Source organism: Sphingorhabdus arenilitoris (genome assembly GCF_042651485.1).
Classification (GTDB): domain Bacteria; phylum Pseudomonadota; class Alphaproteobacteria; order Sphingomonadales; family Sphingomonadaceae; genus Sphingorhabdus_B; species Sphingorhabdus_B arenilitoris.
In genome coordinates, this window is the sequence record NZ_JBHSDH010000013.1 from 1,127,562 (window position 1) to 1,145,267 (window position 17,706).

A 17,706-nucleotide genomic window follows, 5' to 3' on the forward strand; every position below is an offset into this window, starting at 1 on the left:
TCGGTTTGACCGAGGCAGCAACAGTATCAGAGACGCCGGTAACAACCCCGAAAATGTCTACGCGCAATGTCGATGTTTTTTATGGCGATAATCAAGCGATCAAAAATGTATCGATTGACGTCGACATGGAAAATGTGACCGCCTTTATCGGCCCGTCCGGTTGCGGCAAATCCACATTTTTGCGCTCACTGAACCGGATGAATGACACCATCATCGGCGCCCGGGTCGAAGGCCGGATTGAGCTGGATGGGCAGGATATTTACGATCCCAAAATGGATGTGGTGCAATTGCGTGCGCGGGTCGGTATGGTGTTTCAAAAACCCAATCCCTTTCCCAAATCCATTTATGACAATGTCGCCTATGGCCCGCGTATTCACGGGCTTGCAAAGGGTAAGGCGGAGCTCGACCAGATTGTCGAAACGTCATTGACCCGTGCGGGCCTATGGACCGAGGTGAAGGACCGCCTAGCCGACAGCGGCACTGCGCTGTCGGGCGGTCAGCAGCAGCGCCTATGTATCGCCCGTGCCATTGCGGTTGATCCCGAAGTGATATTGATGGACGAACCCTGCTCCGCGCTCGATCCGATCGCCACGGCGCGGATCGAAGAGTTAATTCACGATCTGCGCGGAAAATATGCTATCATCATCGTGACCCATAATATGCAGCAGGCCGCGCGCGTGTCGCAGCGTACGGCATTCTTCCATTTGGGCGAGCTGGTCGAATTTGGACAGACTTCGGATATCTTCACCAATCCAAAGGCCGACCGCACCAAAGACTATATTACCGGCCGATACGGTTAAAGGATAAGATAATGAGCACAGGCACACCGCATACTGCCAAGGCATTTGATCAGGATATGGACCAGATTCGCGGACTGATCGCGGAAATGGGAGCCCGCGCGGAAGCCGCCGTTACCAATTCGATGAAGGCGTTGATTGGTAATGATCAGGATTTGGCAAAATCCACCCATGCCGATGACAAGATTATCGACAGGCTGGAGACCGAAGTCGAAAAACTGGTGGTCCAAACCATCGCGCTTCGTGCGCCGTTGGCCGATGACTTGCGCGAATTGGTCGCGGCGTTGAAATTATCGGCGGTTATTGAACGCATTGGCGATTATGCCAAAAATATCGCCAAACGGGTGGGGCAGCTGGAAAGTAAGGATTTTCTGAACAGCAACAAACAGTTGGAAACAATGGGCGAAATCGCCGCCGAAATGGTGCGCAGCGCGATGGACGCCTATGCCAAGCGCGACATTGATCTGGCCCGGGCCGTGACAGCCCGCGACGATGCAGTGGATCAACTATACAAGGATCTCTTCGTCGACTTTATTGGCTTTGTTGCAAAAAATCCGTCATCCGCCACGGAAATAGCGCATCTACTGTTCATTTCCAAAAATCTGGAACGGATTGGCGATCACAGCACCAATTGTGCTCAAATGATATTTTTCACAGAAACCGGGCAAAATCTGCCCGACGCCTAACAAGGAAAACCCATGCCCAACGCGCAATTATTGCTAGTCGAGGATGATGCGGCACTGGCCGAGCTGGTCCAATGGCATTTTGAGCGTGAGGGATTTGACGTTCGCCAGACGAGCGACGGCGAAGAAGCTCTCCTGCTCGCTCGCGAACGGACACCTGATATTGTCCTGCTCGATTGGATGATTGAGAATCTTTCCGGCATCGAGGTTTGCCGCCAATTGCGCAAAGCCGACACCACCGCGAATGTGCCGATCATCATGCTGACCGCGCGCGGTGAGGAAGATGACCGTATCCGAGGATTGGAAATTGGGGCCGATGATTATGTAACAAAGCCCTTTTCTCCGCGCGAATTGGTGGCGCGCGCCAATGCCGTTCTGCGCCGTGTGCGTCCGGCGCTGGTCGGAGAAACCTTGCGCTTTGCCGATGTCGAAATGGATACCGTGGCGCATAAGGTAAAGCGCGAGGGCAAAACCGTTATACTCGGGCCCACCGAATACCGTTTGCTGAAACATTTCCTCGAATATCCCAGTCACGTCTTTTCACGCGAGCGCCTGCTTGATGCGGTATGGGGCCATGATAGCGATATCGAAATCCGCACTGTCGATGTGCATATCCGGCGCCTGCGTAAAGCGCTGAACGAAGGATCGCAAAGCGGCCGGGACATTATCCGCACCGTTCGGTCCGCCGGTTATTCGCTCGACCAAGACAGCGCCTGACGCCCGGTCACATACCACATTAAAAAAGGGCCAGAGCATAAAACTCCGGCCCTTTTTTGTGGATCATATACCTGCTGTTGTTAGAATGTAACCTGCGCGCGGGCGCCCACGACATCGACCGAATAATCGCGGTCGGTGCCGGCGGCAATCGCGGCATCGCTATAATCCATCTTGGCATAGTTGATCATAAATCGAAGATAATCAATCGGGGTCCAAATCAACGACGCCTGATAGCTATCCTGTTTACCGCCCACGATCGGACCGTCATTCAGGTCGAGATAGTCATAACGAACGTTGAATTGCAACGCGCCAAATCCGCCTTGGCCAACCGGGTTTTTCACCTTCACGCCGCGGAACATACCCGCCTTATATCCGCGCGTGTCGTTGGTCAGGAAAACGCCGCCTTCCAATGATCCGCCAAAGAAATTGGCATCCTGCACATTTACGCCGGGACGCGCCACATTTACCCAATGACCTTCGGCTGCGGCATGGAAGCGGCCCGCAATGATCGCGGTTTCGAGGCCATAGCTGGTTTCCGACGTTGCGGTAACGCTACCGGTGTCGATGAAGCGGGTATCGGTCGAATGGACCAATGGCCGCTGGCGGTAGCGCACCGAGGTCGCCGCGTCGTTTAATTCACGCAGATGGACACTGCCGCCAAAATGCAGCTGCGTCTTGCCCAGTTTCGGCATGAAGACCAGGCGGCCATCTACCCCGATGCTGTTATTTTCGTCGCTGCCCAAATCGCTGATATTATCGGTGAAAACTCCGCCTTCTGCCAAAAATGCGCCCGTGCCATATTGCACCGACACACCCACGCGGCGTTCAAAACCAAATGCATCGGTAAAAGCGGCGCGTTCCAAAAAGCTGGTGTCGTTACTGCTCGATAATTCTTCCAGCGATTGGAAATTATTATGCTGACCCACGGTGACCGTCAGGCCTTTGTGGTTGTAATCCAGATAGGCATCGGTAATTTCGGCATCGCCCGTCGCAATGTCAGCTTCGAATTTATAGCCAAAGCCGCCGGGGATGGTGCCTTGCACGCCCAGACGGGCACGGCGCAATTCGTTTGAAAATCCAAGGCCCCGGTCATTGATCGCCGATGGTGCTGATACGTTGGCGACATCATACAGCAAACGGCCGCGCGGTTTAAAGCTCCAGCCGCCTTCGCCTTCCAATTCAGGCGCGCCTTTCCATTTGACCTCTGGCGCGGAACTTTTTTTCTCTTTCGCTTTGGCAGCTTCATCAACCTTGGCTGCGACAGCGGCAAGTTGTTCCTTGAGCGCGGCGACCTCGGCGCGCAGGGCGTCAACTTCACTGGCGCTATCCTGCGCCTGTGCTGCGTGAGGAATGGCGATCAGCGCCGAACAGATTAACAATGATTTTTTGAACTTCATTTTGGCTTCCCAACCCGATTTGTTTGTAGATGGTGACGCCTAGAGAGCAATTTTGTGACTCGTTAATGACCAAAAAATTTCTGTTTTGTGACGATGCGGTAGAGCCGCAATATATGCTTTACGCTTGCGTAAACGTAAACTACATGCCAAAACATAGTTAGCTTATAAATAGCGGGCGTTTCGTACCCGCATGACAATCGCAGGAGATCTCCCATGACAATCAGTTTCAAAGACAGAGTCGCTATCGTTACCGGCGCAGGCGGGGGCCTAGGCCGCGCTTACGCATTAGAATTGGCACGCCGCGGCGCAAAAGTCGTGGTCAATGATTTGGGCGGTGCCCGCGATGGGACGGGTCACTCCGATGCTGCGTTAAAAGTCGTTGAAGAGATAAAAAGCGCGGGCGGCACGGCCATGTCCAACGGCGGCAGCGTCACCGAATATGACCAAATGGTCGAAATGGTCGCAAAGGCAAAGGAAGAATGGGGCGGCGTTCACATCCTGATCAACAATGCCGGTATTTTGCGCGACAAAAGCTTCGCGAAAATGGAGCCAGAGGATTTCAAACTGGTCGTCGACGTGCATCTGAATGGATCGGCCAATTGCACCAAGGCGGTTTGGGACACCATGCGCGAACAAGCCTATGGCCGCATCCTGATGACCGCATCATCGACCGGCCTATATGGCAATTTTGGTCAGGCCAATTATGGCGCGGCAAAGCTGGGGCTCGCTGGACTGACCAAGACGCTGTATCTGGAAGGCGCGAAATATAACATCAAATGCAATACTATTGCGCCCGTCGCCGGTACGCGGATGACCGAAGATATTTTCCCTGCAGAATTGTTTGACAAATTCACCCCCGAAAATGTCGCCCCTGCCGCGCTTTATTTGGTCAGCGAAGATGCGCCGACCAATATGATCATTGGCGCAGGCGCAGGCGCTTATCATGCCGCCTATGTCACCATGACACCCGGCGTTGCCCTGCCCGAAGATCAACGCAATCCCGAAGGCGTCGCCGCCGCATTTGCGCAGATTATCGACCGTGCTGGTGAAACCGTGCCGCAATCGGGCGCCGAACAATCCATGGCAGTGATGAAAGCATTGCAAGCGCTGGGTTAATCCTGCCCGCAATAGCGCCAGACAGAAATGCAACCGGTTAAGCTTGCCCGCACTCGCGGAAAAGCCTAACCGGTTTTTCTCATTTCTACCACACGCGTGTAAGGATAGTGCAATGGCTGGCATGGCATCATTTGACTGGGCGGACCCGTTCAATCTGGAGGGGCAGCTGACCGAAGAGGAGCGGATGATTCGCGATGCCGCACATGGATTTGCACAAGGCGAATTACAACCCCGCGTCATTGATGCCTACCGCGAAGAAATTGACGCGCCGGAGCTATTCCCCCTGATGGGTCAAGCGGGATTGCTGGGTGCAACGGTCCCCGAAGAATATGGCGGCGCGGGCGCAAGCTACGTCGCCTATGGCCTGATCGCGCGGGAGATTGAGCGAGTGGATTCGGGATACCGGTCCATGGCATCGGTGCAAAGCTCGCTCGTCATGTATCCTATCCACGCTTATGGCAGCGAGGAGCAGCGGCGCAAATATCTTCCCGGATTGGCGGCAGGGACGCTGATTGGCTGTTTTGGCCTGACCGAACCTGACGCGGGCAGCGACCCTGCGGGCATGAAAACCACCGCCAAAAAAGTGGATGGCGGCTATGTCATCAGCGGCAGCAAGACATGGATTTCCAACGCCCCCTTTGCCGATGTTTTTGTCGTTTGGGCCAAAAGCGAGGCGCATGGCGGCGGCATTCGCGGCTTCATTTTGGAAAAAGGAATGAAGGGCCTATCTGCGCCGAAAATTGCGGGCAAACTGTCGCTGCGCGCATCGACCACCGGCATGATTATGATGGACGGCGTTGAGGTTGGTGAAGACGCGTTGCTGCCCGATGTGCAGGGTTTGAAAGGCCCGTTTGGATGCTTAAACCGGGCGCGATATGGGATCAGTTGGGGGGCGATGGGCGCGGCGGAATTCTGCCTCCATGCCGCGCGGCAATATGGGCTCGACCGGCATCAGTTTGGGCGGCCTTTGGCGGCAACGCAGCTGTTTCAGAAAAAGCTGGCCGATATGATGACCGACATTGCGCTTGGCCTGCAAGCCAGCTTGCGCGTTGGCCGGTTAATGGATGACGGGCAATTTGCACCCGATATGATCTCGATCATCAAACGCAATAATGTCGGCAAAGCGCTCGACATTGCCCGCGCCGCCCGCGATATGCATGGCGGCAACGGGATCAGCGAGGAATATCAAGTGATCCGCCATGCGGCCAATCTGGAAACCGTCAATACCTATGAAGGCACGCATGATGTCCATGCGCTGATATTGGGCCGGGCGGTGACGGGGATTTCGGCCTTTTAAGCGGCGGAAATACGGTCGCTGATAAGGTAGCAATGATGGCCGCGATTGTGGCGCCCCCTTGACTCACCGGTGCAAACGGTAGCACATTACAATCAAAATCAGGAATTCCGGAAATAATCCGGGACTGGAATGTCCGACAAAAACATGCGGACAAAATTGGGAGGAAGACGCTGTGAAACATCATATTTTACGCAATAATTGTGCCCTAGGCGCTTTGGCGCTTGGGCTGATCCTGACCCCGAATTGGGCACATGCTCAGGACACAGAGGAAACGCCCCAAAACGAAAAAATCATCGTTGTGACTGGTTCATTCATTCGGGGAACCCCCGAAGATGCAGCGCAGCCGGTTGATACATTCCGGTCGGAAGACCTTGACGTAGCGGGCGTGTCATCGCCGCTGGAGTTCATTAAAGACCTGCCGCAAGTGGGCAGCGTCCTTGGCGACAGCAACCAATTTGCAACCAATGCACAGGCCAATCAGGGCTTGGGTTCGATCAACCTTCGCGGCCTTGGGCCTACCCGGACGCTGGTGCTGTTCAATGGCCGCCGAACGCTGACCGCGCCGGGCGCAGTGGGCGGCGGATTTGGCGATACCAACTCCATTCCGCTCTTCGCGCTGGACCGGATAGAAATATTGAAGGACGGCGCCGCTGCGACCTATGGGTCGGACGCGATCGCGGGCGTGGCGAACTTCGTCACCAAATCTGGCTTTGAAGGCGTCGAAGCAAAAGCAGATTATGAATTTATCAATGGTTCGGATGGAAATTATACCGCATCCATTTTGGCAGGCGGCCAATTTGGCGATGCCAATATCATGGCTGGTTTTGGGTGGCAGCACCGATCCGAATTACCGACGACAGAACGTGATTATGGCTTCCAACCCTATGCGGTGAACCCGTCGGCATGGTCCGCGCTTGCCACCCCTGGCTTGTTTATCATCCCCGGCGTAGGCGCACGACCCGACCGTGGATGCGCAGAGACAGGCGGAACTCCCGATGGCGCAGTATGCCGGTTCAGCTTCATTCCCTTCGACAATTTGATCGAAGAAACCGATATTTACCAAGGTTATCTGCAAGGTGATGTGCAGCTGAGCGATAGTTTGAAATTCCACGGAGAGGCCACTTACGCTCAGACTGATCTGGATGCCATTGGCACTTCGCCCGGCTATCCGCCATTGCAAGGGCCGGGCGGTGCGCGATTGGGCGGTGGTTTCACCGTTGCGCCCAATAACCCCGGTGCGTTGGTATTTGCCAATCAGCTTGGCCTGGCCCCGCCATCAGGGCCCATTGGTATCTTTTTATGGCGGCCCTTTGGCAATTTGGGCAATCCGCGCGACGAACGCGGGTCGGGGCGCCAAACTGCGAATAACAAGGCCTACCGGCTGTCCGGCGGGTTTGAGAATGAATTTTCCGATACATTGCGCGGTCAGCTATATCTGACATGGGCCAATTATGAACGGCGGCGCAGCTCGCCCGGCATCGTTGGCAGCCGTTTGCAAGATGCTCTCAATGGTCTCGGCGGACCCAATTGCGATCCCGCAACGGGTACTCCAGGGGTCGGCGGATGTTTGTGGTTCAACCCCTTTATCAATGCGGGGCCTGGCAATCCGGCGCTCGGCTTGACCAACCCATTTTATGTTCGGGGCAATGAAAATTCGGTTGAACTGGTGGAATATCTACAAGTCGCAAATGGCGTCGAAGAAACCGAGGAAACCTTCGTCGCTGACTTGGTTTTTTCCGGCGAGCTCGGTTTTGATTTGGGCGGCGGACCGGTTGGCTGGGCTGCGGGCGCACAATATCGAAAGACTGATCTACTGTCACGTCCGCTGCGCGCTGAATCAAATCTGGATATCAACCCATGTGTTATATTGGGCGACCGAAGCTGTGTCGGCGGACCACTCGAGGGGGCGGGTTCCTTCATCTTCCTAGGCGGAACGCGGCCAGAAGCATTGCAGCAGGATGTTTGGGCCGCATTTGCCGAGGTCAATGTCCCCATCGCTGATACATTGGAAATATCGGGCGCCGCCCGCTTCGAAAGCTATGGTGGGTCGATCGGATCGACATTCAACCCCAAAGCGTCAATTCGTTGGGAGCTCACCGATTTTCTCGTATTCCGGGGATCCGTTGGCACCACATTCCGGGCACCTTTGGCAAGCCAGGTTTCCAGCAACGCGGTGACCACATTGGCCGCGATCAACGCGGCATCGGCCAATTTCAAAGCCGTCGATATTGCGGGCAACCCCAATAATTTGGGCCCCGAAACTGCCTTCACCTATAATGTCGGCGCGATTGCCAAATTTGGCGGCTTCACTTTCTCGGTCGATTATTGGAGCTTTGATTTCAAGGATGAAATCACCACCACCGATGCACAGGCGATCGCCAGCAATGTTGTGCCGGTCGCGGGCGGCCTCGCCGATTGTTCCAATCCCTTTGCCTCGCTAATCACGTTTGACGGCGGTGCCTGTGTGCAGGGGACGACAACCGGGTTGAATATTTCGCGGATATTTACGCAATGGGTCAATGGTCCAAAGACGAAGACCACCGGCCTTGATTTTGAGATTAATTTCAAAACCGACATCGGCTCTGGCACATTGACGCTGGGCGCAAATGCCGCGCATATCCTGACTTACAAGGTAGGCGACTTCATGCTCAATGGGGCGCTATTGCGCAGCGGTTTTGATGCGGTGGGCCTCGCCAATCTGGACAGGCTTCCCGGCACCATTTCGCCGTGGCGGGGCAACGCCTTTGCCAATTTCAATATTGCCGGACTGAACCTGCGTTACGGCGTCAAATATATTGACGGGGTCCGCGATGAACGCTGCCCCGATCTGCCTGCCCCTTGCGCCACCACCAATTTTGGACCCACCAATTTTGGCCGCGATATTGAAAGCTATATCCAACATGATTTTCAGGCAGCTTATGACCTGCCGATAAAGGCATTGGACGCGCAATTGCAATTCGGCGTTGAAAATTTCACCAATGAAGAGGCATCGCAGGCACGTCTGCCGCTGGGCTATAACCCTTTCATCGGCAACCCGCTGGGCCGTATTTACCGGCTTGGGTTGAAAATCGGCTTTTAGGGTCCTGCCCCTAAGCCATCCCCAAAAACAATCGGGCCGCTCGTCAGTGACGGGCGGCCCAGTTTTAGGGCGTTTCGGCCCAAAGGGAGGAAAGCCTTGATGAAGAGAGAGTTTCATAAAGACTGACACCTGTTTACGGCGTCATGGTTAATTTTGCGTTAAGCAGATTTGAGAAAAATTATATGCTAGGTCCTGACCCTAGGCCGAGGCGGCTAACAAGCCGCGACTCTGCGCGCTTCGACCGTAAAGGAAAAAGGCGCGTTATTATGGATACCTTGCGAATCAATATGGATCAGCCGCGCCGATTCCTTGCGGATAGAGGTTAGCCCTTGCCCCGCTCCGTTGCAGCTGTAACTGACCGTCATCGTTGCGGCATTGCCGCGCACAACATAATGCTCACAATCGCGCGCTCCATGCTGAATTTGCACCAGCCGCTCCTGATTTTTAACACACATCTGCCGCACCGGCGTTGCCGGAGCACCGCCGCCCACTGCCTTAAATTGCCACAATCCCGGTTCCAATGTGCCAAGCAGGTTGGAGCCGCCGCCCTGTACGAAAGCCGCAGCCGCGCTTGCCGCGCCGCATGAAATTACCCCAGATAATATCAGGTATTTGTTGATTTTTTTCATAAAATCCTATGCCACTCATCAATTATAAAAGCAGCGACCCACCGAAACATGTCCTTCTTTTACCGCCGCATGTAGGCGATATTATGACATTATTTACGACAATTTGTGGTTTATGAAGGATGAACGGCATATTCGCTATCTATTTTCGATAAATGGACAAACCGCCGATGCGGCCAGCGGTTAGTTATCAAAGCTGGCCAAGCTGATCGGAAACTGGCGGGAACAAAATTCGCAATTGACGGTGATGTTGCCGTCATCCTCCGCCATTTCCGTCCGTTCGTCGGCGGCAAAACGGGCGATGACATCGCGAATATGCACCGGATCACATCGGCACCCTTTGCTAATCCGGCTGGCCGTGCTGATCCGCACTTGATCTTCTTCGTGAAATAACCGCCAGACTATTTCCTCAAGAGGGAGCGCGCTGTCGGTCAACTCCTGCGGCTTTATGCTGCCCGCCAATATTGACACATGCTCCCATTCGGGATGATCGAGCCGCACATGAAGCCGCTCGCGTCCTTCCTCACCATCGGCCAGATGCTGCAGCATGATGCCGCCCGCGACGGTGCGCGGCCCGTCCGGGCCATCCACATGGTCGATGGCGACGCGGATCAATGTCGGTATCTGTTCCGATTGCACAAAATAATGCTCTGCCGCGCTACACAGGCTGTCGCCTTCCAATGGGACGATGCCCTGATACCGGCCGCTGCCTTTTTCCTCTGGCACTTTGCGGTCGAAAGTGATCGCGAGATAGCCTTTCCCAAACAGGCCGAATAATGTCGCATTGGCGGGAAGCACAGCGAGCTTTTCCGGGTCATGCTTCACATAACCGCGCAACGCGCCGTCCTTATAATCGCATACCAAAAGGTCGATTGCGCCCTCTTCGGTCTGCGCCTGAATGGTCAGCTGCCCTTCATCATCTTTGATCGCCGAACCGAGCAGCGCGGCCAGCACCAATGCCTCGGCCAAAGTCTTTTCGATCAAGGGCGGATATTTATGCGCCGACAATATTTCATTCAGCACCCCGTCAAGCCGCACGATCCGTCCCCGTGCATGGCGGGCCGGAATGGAAAATGCGAGCGGCAAATCGGACAGGGTTTCGGATTGCTCCGCCATTATCCCAGCTTTCCAAAGCACCATAGCAAAATGGATTTTTGCGCATGAAGCCGGTTTTCGGCCTCGTCCCAGATCAGCGATTGTGCCCCGTCAAGGACGCTGTCGGTTGCTTCCTCCCCCCGGTGCGCAGGCAGGCAGTGGAGGAATTTCGCATCCGCCTTTGCCTGTGCCATCAACCGGTCATTCACCTGATAGGGCATCATCGCGGCGAGTTTATTATGGGCATGGTCCTGCCCCATGCTGACCCATGTGTCGGTGACGACAATATCCGCGCCAGCCGCCGCTTCGGCTGCATCGCGGGTCAAGGTGATTGTGGCTCCCGCCGCGCGGGCCTGCTCCACAAAGGCGATATCCTGATCATAGCCCTCGGGCACGGCCATGCGGACGTTGAATTTCATCAAACCCGCCGCCTCAATGATCGAGTTGAGCACGTTATTGCCATCGCCCAGCCAGGCCAGTTCCAGCCCCGGCAACGCTTTCCCATGTTCGATGATGGTCAGCAGGTCAGCGGCAATCTGACACGGATGCGACAGGTCGGTGAGGCCGTTGATCACCGGCACACCGGCATGGCGGGCCATTTCCTCAATCTTTGCATGGTCATCGGTGCGGATCATAATCGCATCGACATAACCCGACAGCACACGGGCGGTATCGGCGATGCTCTCGCCCCGGCCCAGCTGCATCTGGTCTCCCGCCATGAAAATGCTGTCGCCGCCCAATTGCTTCATCGCCATTTCAAACGACGTGCGCGTGCGGGTCGAGTTTTTTTCGAAAATCATGGCAAGCGTGTGGCCCGCCAGCGGCGCGTCGCTATCCACCCTGCCCTTGGGCCAGCCTGCCCGCGCCGCTTTGCGGTCAATCGCATCCGCAATCATCGCGGCAATCGCATCGCCGCCGGCATCGGAAAGGTTTAGGAAATGCCTTATCACCTACCCCGCCTACGCCGCTTCCGGCTTCGCAAAATCAGCAGAACCGGCGGATAGTTTTTCGATGAATGTCGAAATTTCGGCGTCGCCAATATTGAGCGGCGGCAAAATACGCAGCGTGTTATCCCCCGCCGCAACCGTCAGCAGACCGTGATTGTCGCGCAAATGGCTCACAAAATCGCGGGCGACGACTTGATCGTTTAACCGCAGCCCAAGCATCAGCCCTTTGCCCCGTACCAAGTCGAACATTTCGGGATAATTGCCGATAAATTGTTCAATCGCGCTGCGCAATTTCTCACCGGTGCTGCGCACTTGTTCCAAAAATTCGTCATTGGCGACTACGTCCCACACCGCATTGCCCGCCGCCATGGCGAGCGGATTGCCGCCATAGGTGCTGCCATGCGTGCCAAAGGTCATACCCCGCGCGGCTTTTTCGGTGGCGAGGCAGGCCCCGAATGGGAAACCGCCGCCGATGCCTTTTGCGCTCGCCATAATATCGGGGATGATGCCATAATGTTCATAGGCATACAGTTTGCCCGTACGTGCCACGCCGCATTGCACCTCATCCAGTACCAGCATCAAATCATGTTCATCGGCCAGCGCGCGCAGGCCGTGCATAAACGCCTCGCTCGCCGGGCGGATGCCGCCCTCGCCCTGCACCGGCTCCACCAAAAAGCCCGCAGTCTTATCGGTGATCGCGGCCTTTGCCCCGTCCAGATCGTCAAATTCGACATATTTGAACCCGGGCAATAACGGCGCAAAGCCATGGTGCATTTTTTCCTGATTGCTCGCGCTAATCGTCGCCATGGTCCGGCCATGAAAGGCATTTTTGAAAGTGATGATTTCAAACCGGTCGCTTCGCTCGCTTTCTTCGGGCGCATTTTGATGATAGGCGCGCGCGGCTTTGATCGCGCATTCGACGGCCTCTGCGCCGCTATTGGTGAAGAATACCGTATCGGCAAAGGTGCTGTCGGTCAGGCGTTTGGCGAATTTCTCACCCTGCGGGCTGCCATAGAGATTCGATACATGCATCAACGTCGCGGCTTGCTCTGCAATCGCCTGTGTCAAATGCGGGTGGCCATGACCCAGAAGATTGACCGCAATGCCGCTGGCAAAATCAAGCGCACGCGCACCATCTTCGGCAATCAGCCACGATCCTTCACCGCGCACCGGACGAAATCCGCACCGGGGATAAACGGGCATCAGCGGGGTAATCGTCATGGCATAGTTCCTTTTCATTTCGCCAAAAGCAAGAAAGCGGCCCCAAAAAAGGCCGCTATAACATGGCAATCATATACCGCCACGCTTTACCCAAATCAATGGCTGTAATCGTTCAAATTAGGGCGCGCGCTATCCGGGCAATGTCGAGATCATAATCTGATTGGTGAGCGTGCGGTGCACCGGGCATTTTTCGGCTATCTCAATCAACCGCGCGCGCTGTTCATCATCCAGTTCGCCTTCCAGATGGACGATGCGGTCGATCATATCGACGGGCTGCCCATTATTTTCGCCATCCCGTTTTTCCTTACTATGTTCCAGCGTCACGTGAACCTTGGTCAGCGGCCAACCTTTCCGCGCGGCATACATTTCCAGCGTGATCGCGGTGCAAGCGCCCAGCGCGGATAGCAGCAATTCATAGGGCGTGGGGCCATTATCTGTGCCGCCCATATCCGCTGGCTCGCCTGCGCTCCATATATGCGTGCGCGCCGATGCGGCCTGGGCATAGGTGCCGTCATCACTCTGCACCACCGCCGATGGGTTGCCTTGGCCTGCCATTATTGCTCTCCTTCGGGTATATCGCTGCGCTCTCTATCGGCCTTTGCTGCGGCCTCTTGCTGCTCTGCCCGGACTCTCACTTCCGCCATTAACCGTTTGAACCGGGCATAGAAAAACAGATTAAACGCGATGACCAGCAGCGCGAATATCAACAAAGCTTTGGTAAGTGTCATTGCGGCTCCTTTGCCAGGGAGCATAACCAAATTTCCAACATTTGCAGTAAAATTTCCAACAAATGCGGCGCGCGGTTCATCAGCATTAAAAAAGGGGGCGGTCGGCGCGGCAAGCGCATGGAGGGCGTGCCGGCTGGCGTCTATTGTCGTTTAAGGCTGCCGGGCGTCACCAGACTTCCGGTCCCGCAGCCGCCGTTGATAAGGGGCCGGACTGCCATGCTATGCGGTAACGGTTCGTAACCCGCATAGACGCCGCTGCAAAAGCGGGATGGGCATATAGCGGCCAAATGCGCCGCCGCCTGTCCATCACATCCGGCCATGTGCGCGCTGGGTTTGAGCTTGATCGAACAGGCTCTATGGGCTGCGTTCACTGCCCTCCCTTTCGCGCCGACCGTGCGAGCAGGCCTTTTTCGCCCGCCGCATCCCCGCCACTCCAGCCAGCGTTCATGAACCGCCCGCCCGAATGACGACCAATGCCTAAGCCAAGCCTCTATCTGTAGGAAAGTGTTTTTTACGCGATGCCGATATGTAACGGTCAAAACGGCGGTATCCCTTTTTAAGCCGGACTATGCCATTGAAACAGTTTACCAATTTGCCGCTTCGCCAATGCGGGAAAAATGGCTCGCATCACCGCATGGGTCGGCGTGATCAGCATATGCGGCAATTTATGCGCCGCGATGCTGCCTTGCGCGGACATAGCCACAAATTCGCGAACCCGGCTCAGCCTTTGCTGCTGATAGGCTTCGCCCAGCGCGATCGCATCCTCGGTCCGCCGGCTTAGCGCGCCCAATGTCACACCATCCTCAATCGCTTGGCACGCGCCCTGCCCCATATTGGGTTCCATCGCATGACCCGCATCGCCAACCAGCAAAATGCGTCCCTGTGCAAGCCTGCTTGGTTTCCGCTTTGCATGAATGACAAACGGGATAAGATCCGCATCATCCGTCGCTTGCACTGTAGCAGCAATTTCTTTTGGCCAACCCTGTATATTCTTTGCCAGAATCGCGGTTGTCAGCGACCGGGCCTCTTCGTCCCGGCAACCGGTTTTCATATAGAACCAATATTTCCGGTCATCGTTCAGATCAAATATCCCGATCCGTTCCCCTTTTCCCCAATATTCGGTGCAGCGCATGGCGGATGGATGACCCGGGACCGAGCCGCTTATGGCCAAAATACCGCCATAGCCCGCATAGGCAGGTTTGTTATCTTCCACGCAAAGCGCCGTCTTTGACCATATGCCATCTGCTGCCACAAGCATATCGAAACTGGCCTCTGTTCGGTTTTCAAAGACGAGCGTGACGGCGTCATTGCTCTCAACCTGCCGCACCAAATGACAGCCCAGATGCAGCGGGATGTCGCCCAAATGATCCAACAGCAATTTCTGCAACTGCGTGCGGGTGGGCAAACAGGCACGTTGACCATCGGCCACGTCGCTGACCGCAAAGCGGTTGATATCACGTCCACGCCAATCGGCCACGCCAGCATCATTAAAAGGTTGTGCGATTTCGCGAAGGGGTTCGCCAAGACCAATTTCATCCAATGCTGCCAACGCATTGGGCCAAATGCTGAGCGCGGCTCCCATGGGCGCAATTTCACCCGCTTGTTCGAAAATCTCAACCTCGTGCCCTGCGCGTCGCAGCGCAATTGCCGCGGTCAGCCCGCCAATACCTGCCCCAATGATCGCAATTTTCATATAATCCGCCCGCCTGTGTCGTCCTTATAGGAACCACCATGATCTATGCGAAACTCATAGGTGTAAGGAAGCAGTTTTTGGGTAACGCGGCAAAAAATGGCTGCAATCTGTGGAGTATACTTAACCCACTGATCTGATATGAACAAAATATGTTTGATATAGATGCAGTGATTACCTGGGTTGATGGCGATGATCCCGCGCTGCGGGCAAAGCGAGAACATCATCTCGCCCATGCGACTGCGCCGCTGCATGGCAATGGCACCAATCCGCACCGGTGGATTTGCAGTGATGAGCTGAATTTCTGCCTGCGCTCGATTGCCAATAATGCACCATGGGTGCGGCGGGTGTGGATCGTGACCGACAATCAAATCCCGCAATATGCACCCTTGCCGCCCGCATTTGCCGCAAAGATCGCGGTCGTCGATCACCGCGAAATTTTTGCAGGATATGAAGATGCGCTGCCGACATTCAATTCGCTGTCCATCGAAACAATGCTGTGGCGCATCCCTGGCTTGGCCGACCATTTCCTGTATTTCAACGATGACGTTTTCCTGACCGCGCCGGTGGAGCCGGCCGATTTTTTTGACGGCGACGCCGCCGTGCTGCGCGGCGGATGGGCCGATTATTCGCATCTGGAGGTCAGCGATGAAAGCCGCAGCGACCCCAGTTTGCTGAACCATTATAATCAGATAAACGCCGCCGCGATGATCGGGTATAGCGCCGATCAGGTTTTCAGCAGCGCCCATGTCGTCCACCCGATGCTGCGCCGTGTGATGGCGCGTTTATTCGATTCCTACCGCGCCGAATTTATCCGCAATGCCGGGCACCGCTTCCGCGATACGCAGCAATTTTTGGCGCAGGCGTTGCATAACCACGCCTGCCTGTCGGCGGGCAATGCGGCAATATTGGGGATGCGCGATTATCTCCACGTTGCCGTCGGCGCATTTAACAGCTGGACCGCCGAAGACGTCAACGCCTATCTGGCCGGAGCCGAACGGCGCAACATCAAATTCCTATGCATCAACGACCTACCCGAAGTCGAACGCAACTTCCCCGATGCCCGCGCACGGATCGTCGAAGCGATTGGCGGGTAAGGCAGCGGCCTGTTTGATATTGTGTTCGCGGCATTATCAAATCCCCCAACCATACGCGTCATCCCGAACTCGTTTCGGGATAACTATGGGCCTGCCCTCTATGTATGCTGAAACAAGTTCAGCATGACGATTTATGGTAAGGTTTGGGGACAAGGCGGTCTCTGCACGAACCAGAATGCAGCGCGGGCGGCTGGCGCAGTGCCAGTGGTTTCATCGAAGAAAAAAGACAGAAGAGGAAAAAGCAGGTTGGGGCAAGCGCCGCCCCCTCTTTCCCTCCCCGCCACTTTTACAACTGGCAGCTGCGCGGAGAGCCAAGCACTAATTAGTATTGTGCCCCCGGAATTAAATTACGCAATGTCCCCGGAATTAAAAAAGATAGAGACTGCTCACTATGCTTCCTATAACCGCTCTGCCTCGCTATTATTGTCGAGCGCTCAATCGCTGCTTTACTCATTCTTCGTCCCCCTGAACGCTCCACGCAAATTTTTCAGATAATCTGCTGCCATCAAAACCTTTCTGCTCCTTCAATCTCATTTGAGACAGTTTCTTGCTTTGTTCATCTGTAGGCCCGGTTCCCGGTATATCGAAAGGCGATGTAATCATAACAGGCGGCATATTGCCCTCTCCCCGCTCCACCCCGCCGACCCAATAGGCCTCTGGCTGACCTTGCGCATCAATCGGTCCTTGCCACACCGCTAGCACCAGCTTGTAAGGCTTGCCTTGGCGGTTGGGCCAGGATTTTGAAAATAAGAAAACACTACGCTCTTTTTTGCAATCTAAGTTGCTATCTGAGAACCGACCCTTACTGTCTATGCTTCTCTCTTTATTCATAACCTGCCGAAAATAATCATTAAATGGCGTTGAATAATATTGGCCTTTCAATTCTCCAGAGCTTTGATGCAAGCACAGATTTGTAAAAGAGTTTATCAAAAACCGCTCTTGACTTTGCACATAAATCTGACCGTCCGCGGGAAACGATGCAGACATCATCCTTTCTATTGCCTCGGGGATTTCTGGCGATGCCTCCCTCTCTCCACATGCCGAAAGCCCCAAAACCGCAGCACATAAACCCACAACCATCCTCACGCCGCCATCTCCCCATCCACATTTGCATAATGGCGCTGCGCGCCATGCGTTGTTGCTATTGTCATTTGCGGCGATGCGCAAGCACGCGGCGGCCGCATCCGGGCGCAACCTCTTCATGCCTTCTTTCCCT

The 17,706-nt window shown here is 55.2% G+C and carries 16 protein-coding genes; 7 read left to right on the forward strand and 9 right to left on the reverse strand.

Features of this window, described 5'->3' with window-relative positions:
* Positions 1-53: 53 nt before the first annotated feature.
* Genes pstB through phoB form a run of 3 tightly spaced genes read left to right on the forward strand, consistent with a single transcriptional unit; the run spans position 54 to position 2,197 of the window.
* Positions 54-800 (forward strand): phosphate ABC transporter ATP-binding protein PstB, encoded by a 747-nt coding sequence (gene pstB / locus ACFOWX_RS09550; RefSeq protein ID WP_381424995.1) that lies wholly within the window; start codon positions 54-56, stop codon positions 798-800.
* A gap of 11 nt (positions 801-811) precedes the next feature.
* A complete protein-coding gene (gene phoU / locus ACFOWX_RS09555; protein WP_381423526.1) occupies positions 812-1,483 on the forward strand; it encodes a phosphate signaling complex protein PhoU in 672 nt (223 codons plus the stop codon).
* Positions 1,484-1,495: 12 nt separating this feature from the next.
* Complete coding sequence (gene phoB / locus ACFOWX_RS09560; protein ID WP_381423528.1) at positions 1,496-2,197, forward strand: phosphate regulon transcriptional regulator PhoB; 702 nt, start codon at positions 1,496-1,498, stop codon at positions 2,195-2,197.
* A gap of 80 nt (positions 2,198-2,277) precedes the next feature.
* On the opposite strand, the gene ACFOWX_RS09565 is transcribed toward phoB, so the two are convergent.
* Complete coding sequence (locus ACFOWX_RS09565; protein WP_381423530.1) at positions 2,278-3,594, reverse strand: OprO/OprP family phosphate-selective porin; 1,317 nt, start codon at positions 3,592-3,594, stop codon at positions 2,278-2,280.
* Positions 3,595-3,807: 213 nt separating this feature from the next.
* On the opposite strand from ACFOWX_RS09565, the gene ACFOWX_RS09570 reads away from it, so the two are divergent.
* The 3 genes from ACFOWX_RS09570 (at position 3,808) to ACFOWX_RS09580 (ending at position 9,086) form a co-directional block, all read left to right on the forward strand.
* Entirely contained in the window at positions 3,808-4,710 is a 903-nt protein-coding gene (locus ACFOWX_RS09570; protein ID WP_381423532.1) for an SDR family oxidoreductase, read from the forward strand.
* A 112-nt stretch (positions 4,711-4,822) separates the two neighbouring features.
* Positions 4,823-6,007, forward strand: coding sequence for an acyl-CoA dehydrogenase (locus ACFOWX_RS09575; protein ID WP_381423533.1), 1,185 nt, complete (start codon positions 4,823-4,825; stop codon positions 6,005-6,007).
* A gap of 172 nt (positions 6,008-6,179) precedes the next feature.
* On the forward strand, positions 6,180-9,086 hold the full coding sequence (locus ACFOWX_RS09580) for a TonB-dependent receptor domain-containing protein (RefSeq protein WP_381423534.1): 2,907 nt from the start codon (positions 6,180-6,182) through the stop codon (positions 9,084-9,086).
* Between the two features lie 212 nt (positions 9,087-9,298).
* On the opposite strand, the gene ACFOWX_RS09585 is transcribed toward ACFOWX_RS09580, so the two are convergent.
* The 7 genes from ACFOWX_RS09585 to ACFOWX_RS09615 form a co-directional block, all read right to left on the reverse strand.
* Positions 9,299-9,715, reverse strand: coding sequence for a DUF3617 domain-containing protein (locus ACFOWX_RS09585; RefSeq protein ID WP_381423536.1), 417 nt, complete (start codon positions 9,713-9,715; stop codon positions 9,299-9,301).
* Positions 9,716-9,895: 180 nt separating this feature from the next.
* Complete coding sequence (hslO, locus tag ACFOWX_RS09590; protein ID WP_381423538.1) at positions 9,896-10,828, reverse strand: Hsp33 family molecular chaperone HslO; 933 nt, start codon at positions 10,826-10,828, stop codon at positions 9,896-9,898.
* Positions 10,828-11,757 (reverse strand): ornithine carbamoyltransferase, encoded by a 930-nt coding sequence (gene argF / locus ACFOWX_RS09595; RefSeq protein WP_381423540.1) that lies wholly within the window; start codon positions 11,755-11,757, stop codon positions 10,828-10,830. Before argF ends, hslO begins: the two co-directional genes overlap by 1 nt.
* A 9-nt stretch (positions 11,758-11,766) precedes the next feature.
* Complete coding sequence (locus ACFOWX_RS09600; RefSeq protein ID WP_381423542.1) at positions 11,767-12,975, reverse strand: aspartate aminotransferase family protein; 1,209 nt, start codon at positions 12,973-12,975, stop codon at positions 11,767-11,769.
* 129 nt (positions 12,976-13,104) lie between these two features.
* Positions 13,105-13,530: an OsmC family protein gene (locus ACFOWX_RS09605; protein WP_381423543.1), complete on the reverse strand. Its 426-nt coding sequence runs from the start codon at positions 13,528-13,530 to the stop codon at positions 13,105-13,107.
* Complete coding sequence (locus tag ACFOWX_RS09610) at positions 13,530-13,703, reverse strand: hypothetical protein (RefSeq protein ID WP_381423545.1); 174 nt, start codon at positions 13,701-13,703, stop codon at positions 13,530-13,532. Before ACFOWX_RS09610 ends, ACFOWX_RS09605 begins: the two co-directional genes overlap by 1 nt.
* Positions 13,704-14,259: 556 nt before the next feature.
* Positions 14,260-15,396 (reverse strand): FAD-dependent monooxygenase, encoded by a 1,137-nt coding sequence (locus tag ACFOWX_RS09615; protein WP_381423547.1) that lies wholly within the window; start codon positions 15,394-15,396, stop codon positions 14,260-14,262.
* Between the two features lie 149 nt (positions 15,397-15,545).
* Here ACFOWX_RS09615 and ACFOWX_RS09620 point away from each other — a divergent pair, with 149 nt between their 5' ends.
* Positions 15,546-16,490: a stealth family protein gene (locus ACFOWX_RS09620; protein WP_381423549.1), complete on the forward strand. Its 945-nt coding sequence runs from the start codon at positions 15,546-15,548 to the stop codon at positions 16,488-16,490.
* A gap of 450 nt (positions 16,491-16,940) precedes the next feature.
* Here the strand turns inward: ACFOWX_RS09620 and ACFOWX_RS09625 are convergent, their stop codons facing one another.
* The gene (locus tag ACFOWX_RS09625) at positions 16,941-17,693 is read right to left on the reverse strand and encodes a hypothetical protein (RefSeq protein WP_381423551.1); all 753 of its coding nucleotides are present in this window, start codon (positions 17,691-17,693) and stop codon (positions 16,941-16,943) included.
* Between the last annotated feature and the right edge of the window lie 13 nt (positions 17,694-17,706).

Excerpts from the sequence above, each read along its gene's own strand:
- pstB (WP_381424995.1), top strand. The coding sequence starts at position 54 with ATGTCTACGCGCAATGTCGATGTTTTTTATGGCGATAATCAAGCGATC.
- phoU (WP_381423526.1), top strand. The coding sequence starts at position 812 with ATGAGCACAGGCACACCGCATACTGCCAAGGCATTTGATCAGGATATG.
- phoB (WP_381423528.1), top strand. The coding sequence starts at position 1,496 with ATGCCCAACGCGCAATTATTGCTAGTCGAGGATGATGCGGCACTGGCC.
- ACFOWX_RS09565 (WP_381423530.1), bottom strand. The coding sequence starts at position 3,594 with ATGAAGTTCAAAAAATCATTGTTAATCTGTTCGGCGCTGATCGCCATT.
- ACFOWX_RS09570 (WP_381423532.1), top strand. The coding sequence starts at position 3,808 with ATGACAATCAGTTTCAAAGACAGAGTCGCTATCGTTACCGGCGCAGGC.
- ACFOWX_RS09575 (WP_381423533.1), top strand. The coding sequence starts at position 4,823 with ATGGCTGGCATGGCATCATTTGACTGGGCGGACCCGTTCAATCTGGAG.
- ACFOWX_RS09585 (WP_381423536.1), bottom strand. The coding sequence starts at position 9,715 with ATGAAAAAAATCAACAAATACCTGATATTATCTGGGGTAATTTCATGC.
- hslO (WP_381423538.1), bottom strand. The coding sequence starts at position 10,828 with ATGGCGGAGCAATCCGAAACCCTGTCCGATTTGCCGCTCGCATTTTCC.
- ACFOWX_RS09600 (WP_381423542.1), bottom strand. The coding sequence starts at position 12,975 with ATGACGATTACCCCGCTGATGCCCGTTTATCCCCGGTGCGGATTTCGT.
- ACFOWX_RS09605 (WP_381423543.1), bottom strand. The coding sequence starts at position 13,530 with ATGGCAGGCCAAGGCAACCCATCGGCGGTGGTGCAGAGTGATGACGGC.
- ACFOWX_RS09610 (WP_381423545.1), bottom strand. The coding sequence starts at position 13,703 with ATGACACTTACCAAAGCTTTGTTGATATTCGCGCTGCTGGTCATCGCG.
- ACFOWX_RS09615 (WP_381423547.1), bottom strand. The coding sequence starts at position 15,396 with ATGAAAATTGCGATCATTGGGGCAGGTATTGGCGGGCTGACCGCGGCA.
- ACFOWX_RS09620 (WP_381423549.1), top strand. The coding sequence starts at position 15,546 with ATGTTTGATATAGATGCAGTGATTACCTGGGTTGATGGCGATGATCCC.
- ACFOWX_RS09625 (WP_381423551.1), bottom strand. The coding sequence starts at position 17,693 with ATGAAGAGGTTGCGCCCGGATGCGGCCGCCGCGTGCTTGCGCATCGCC.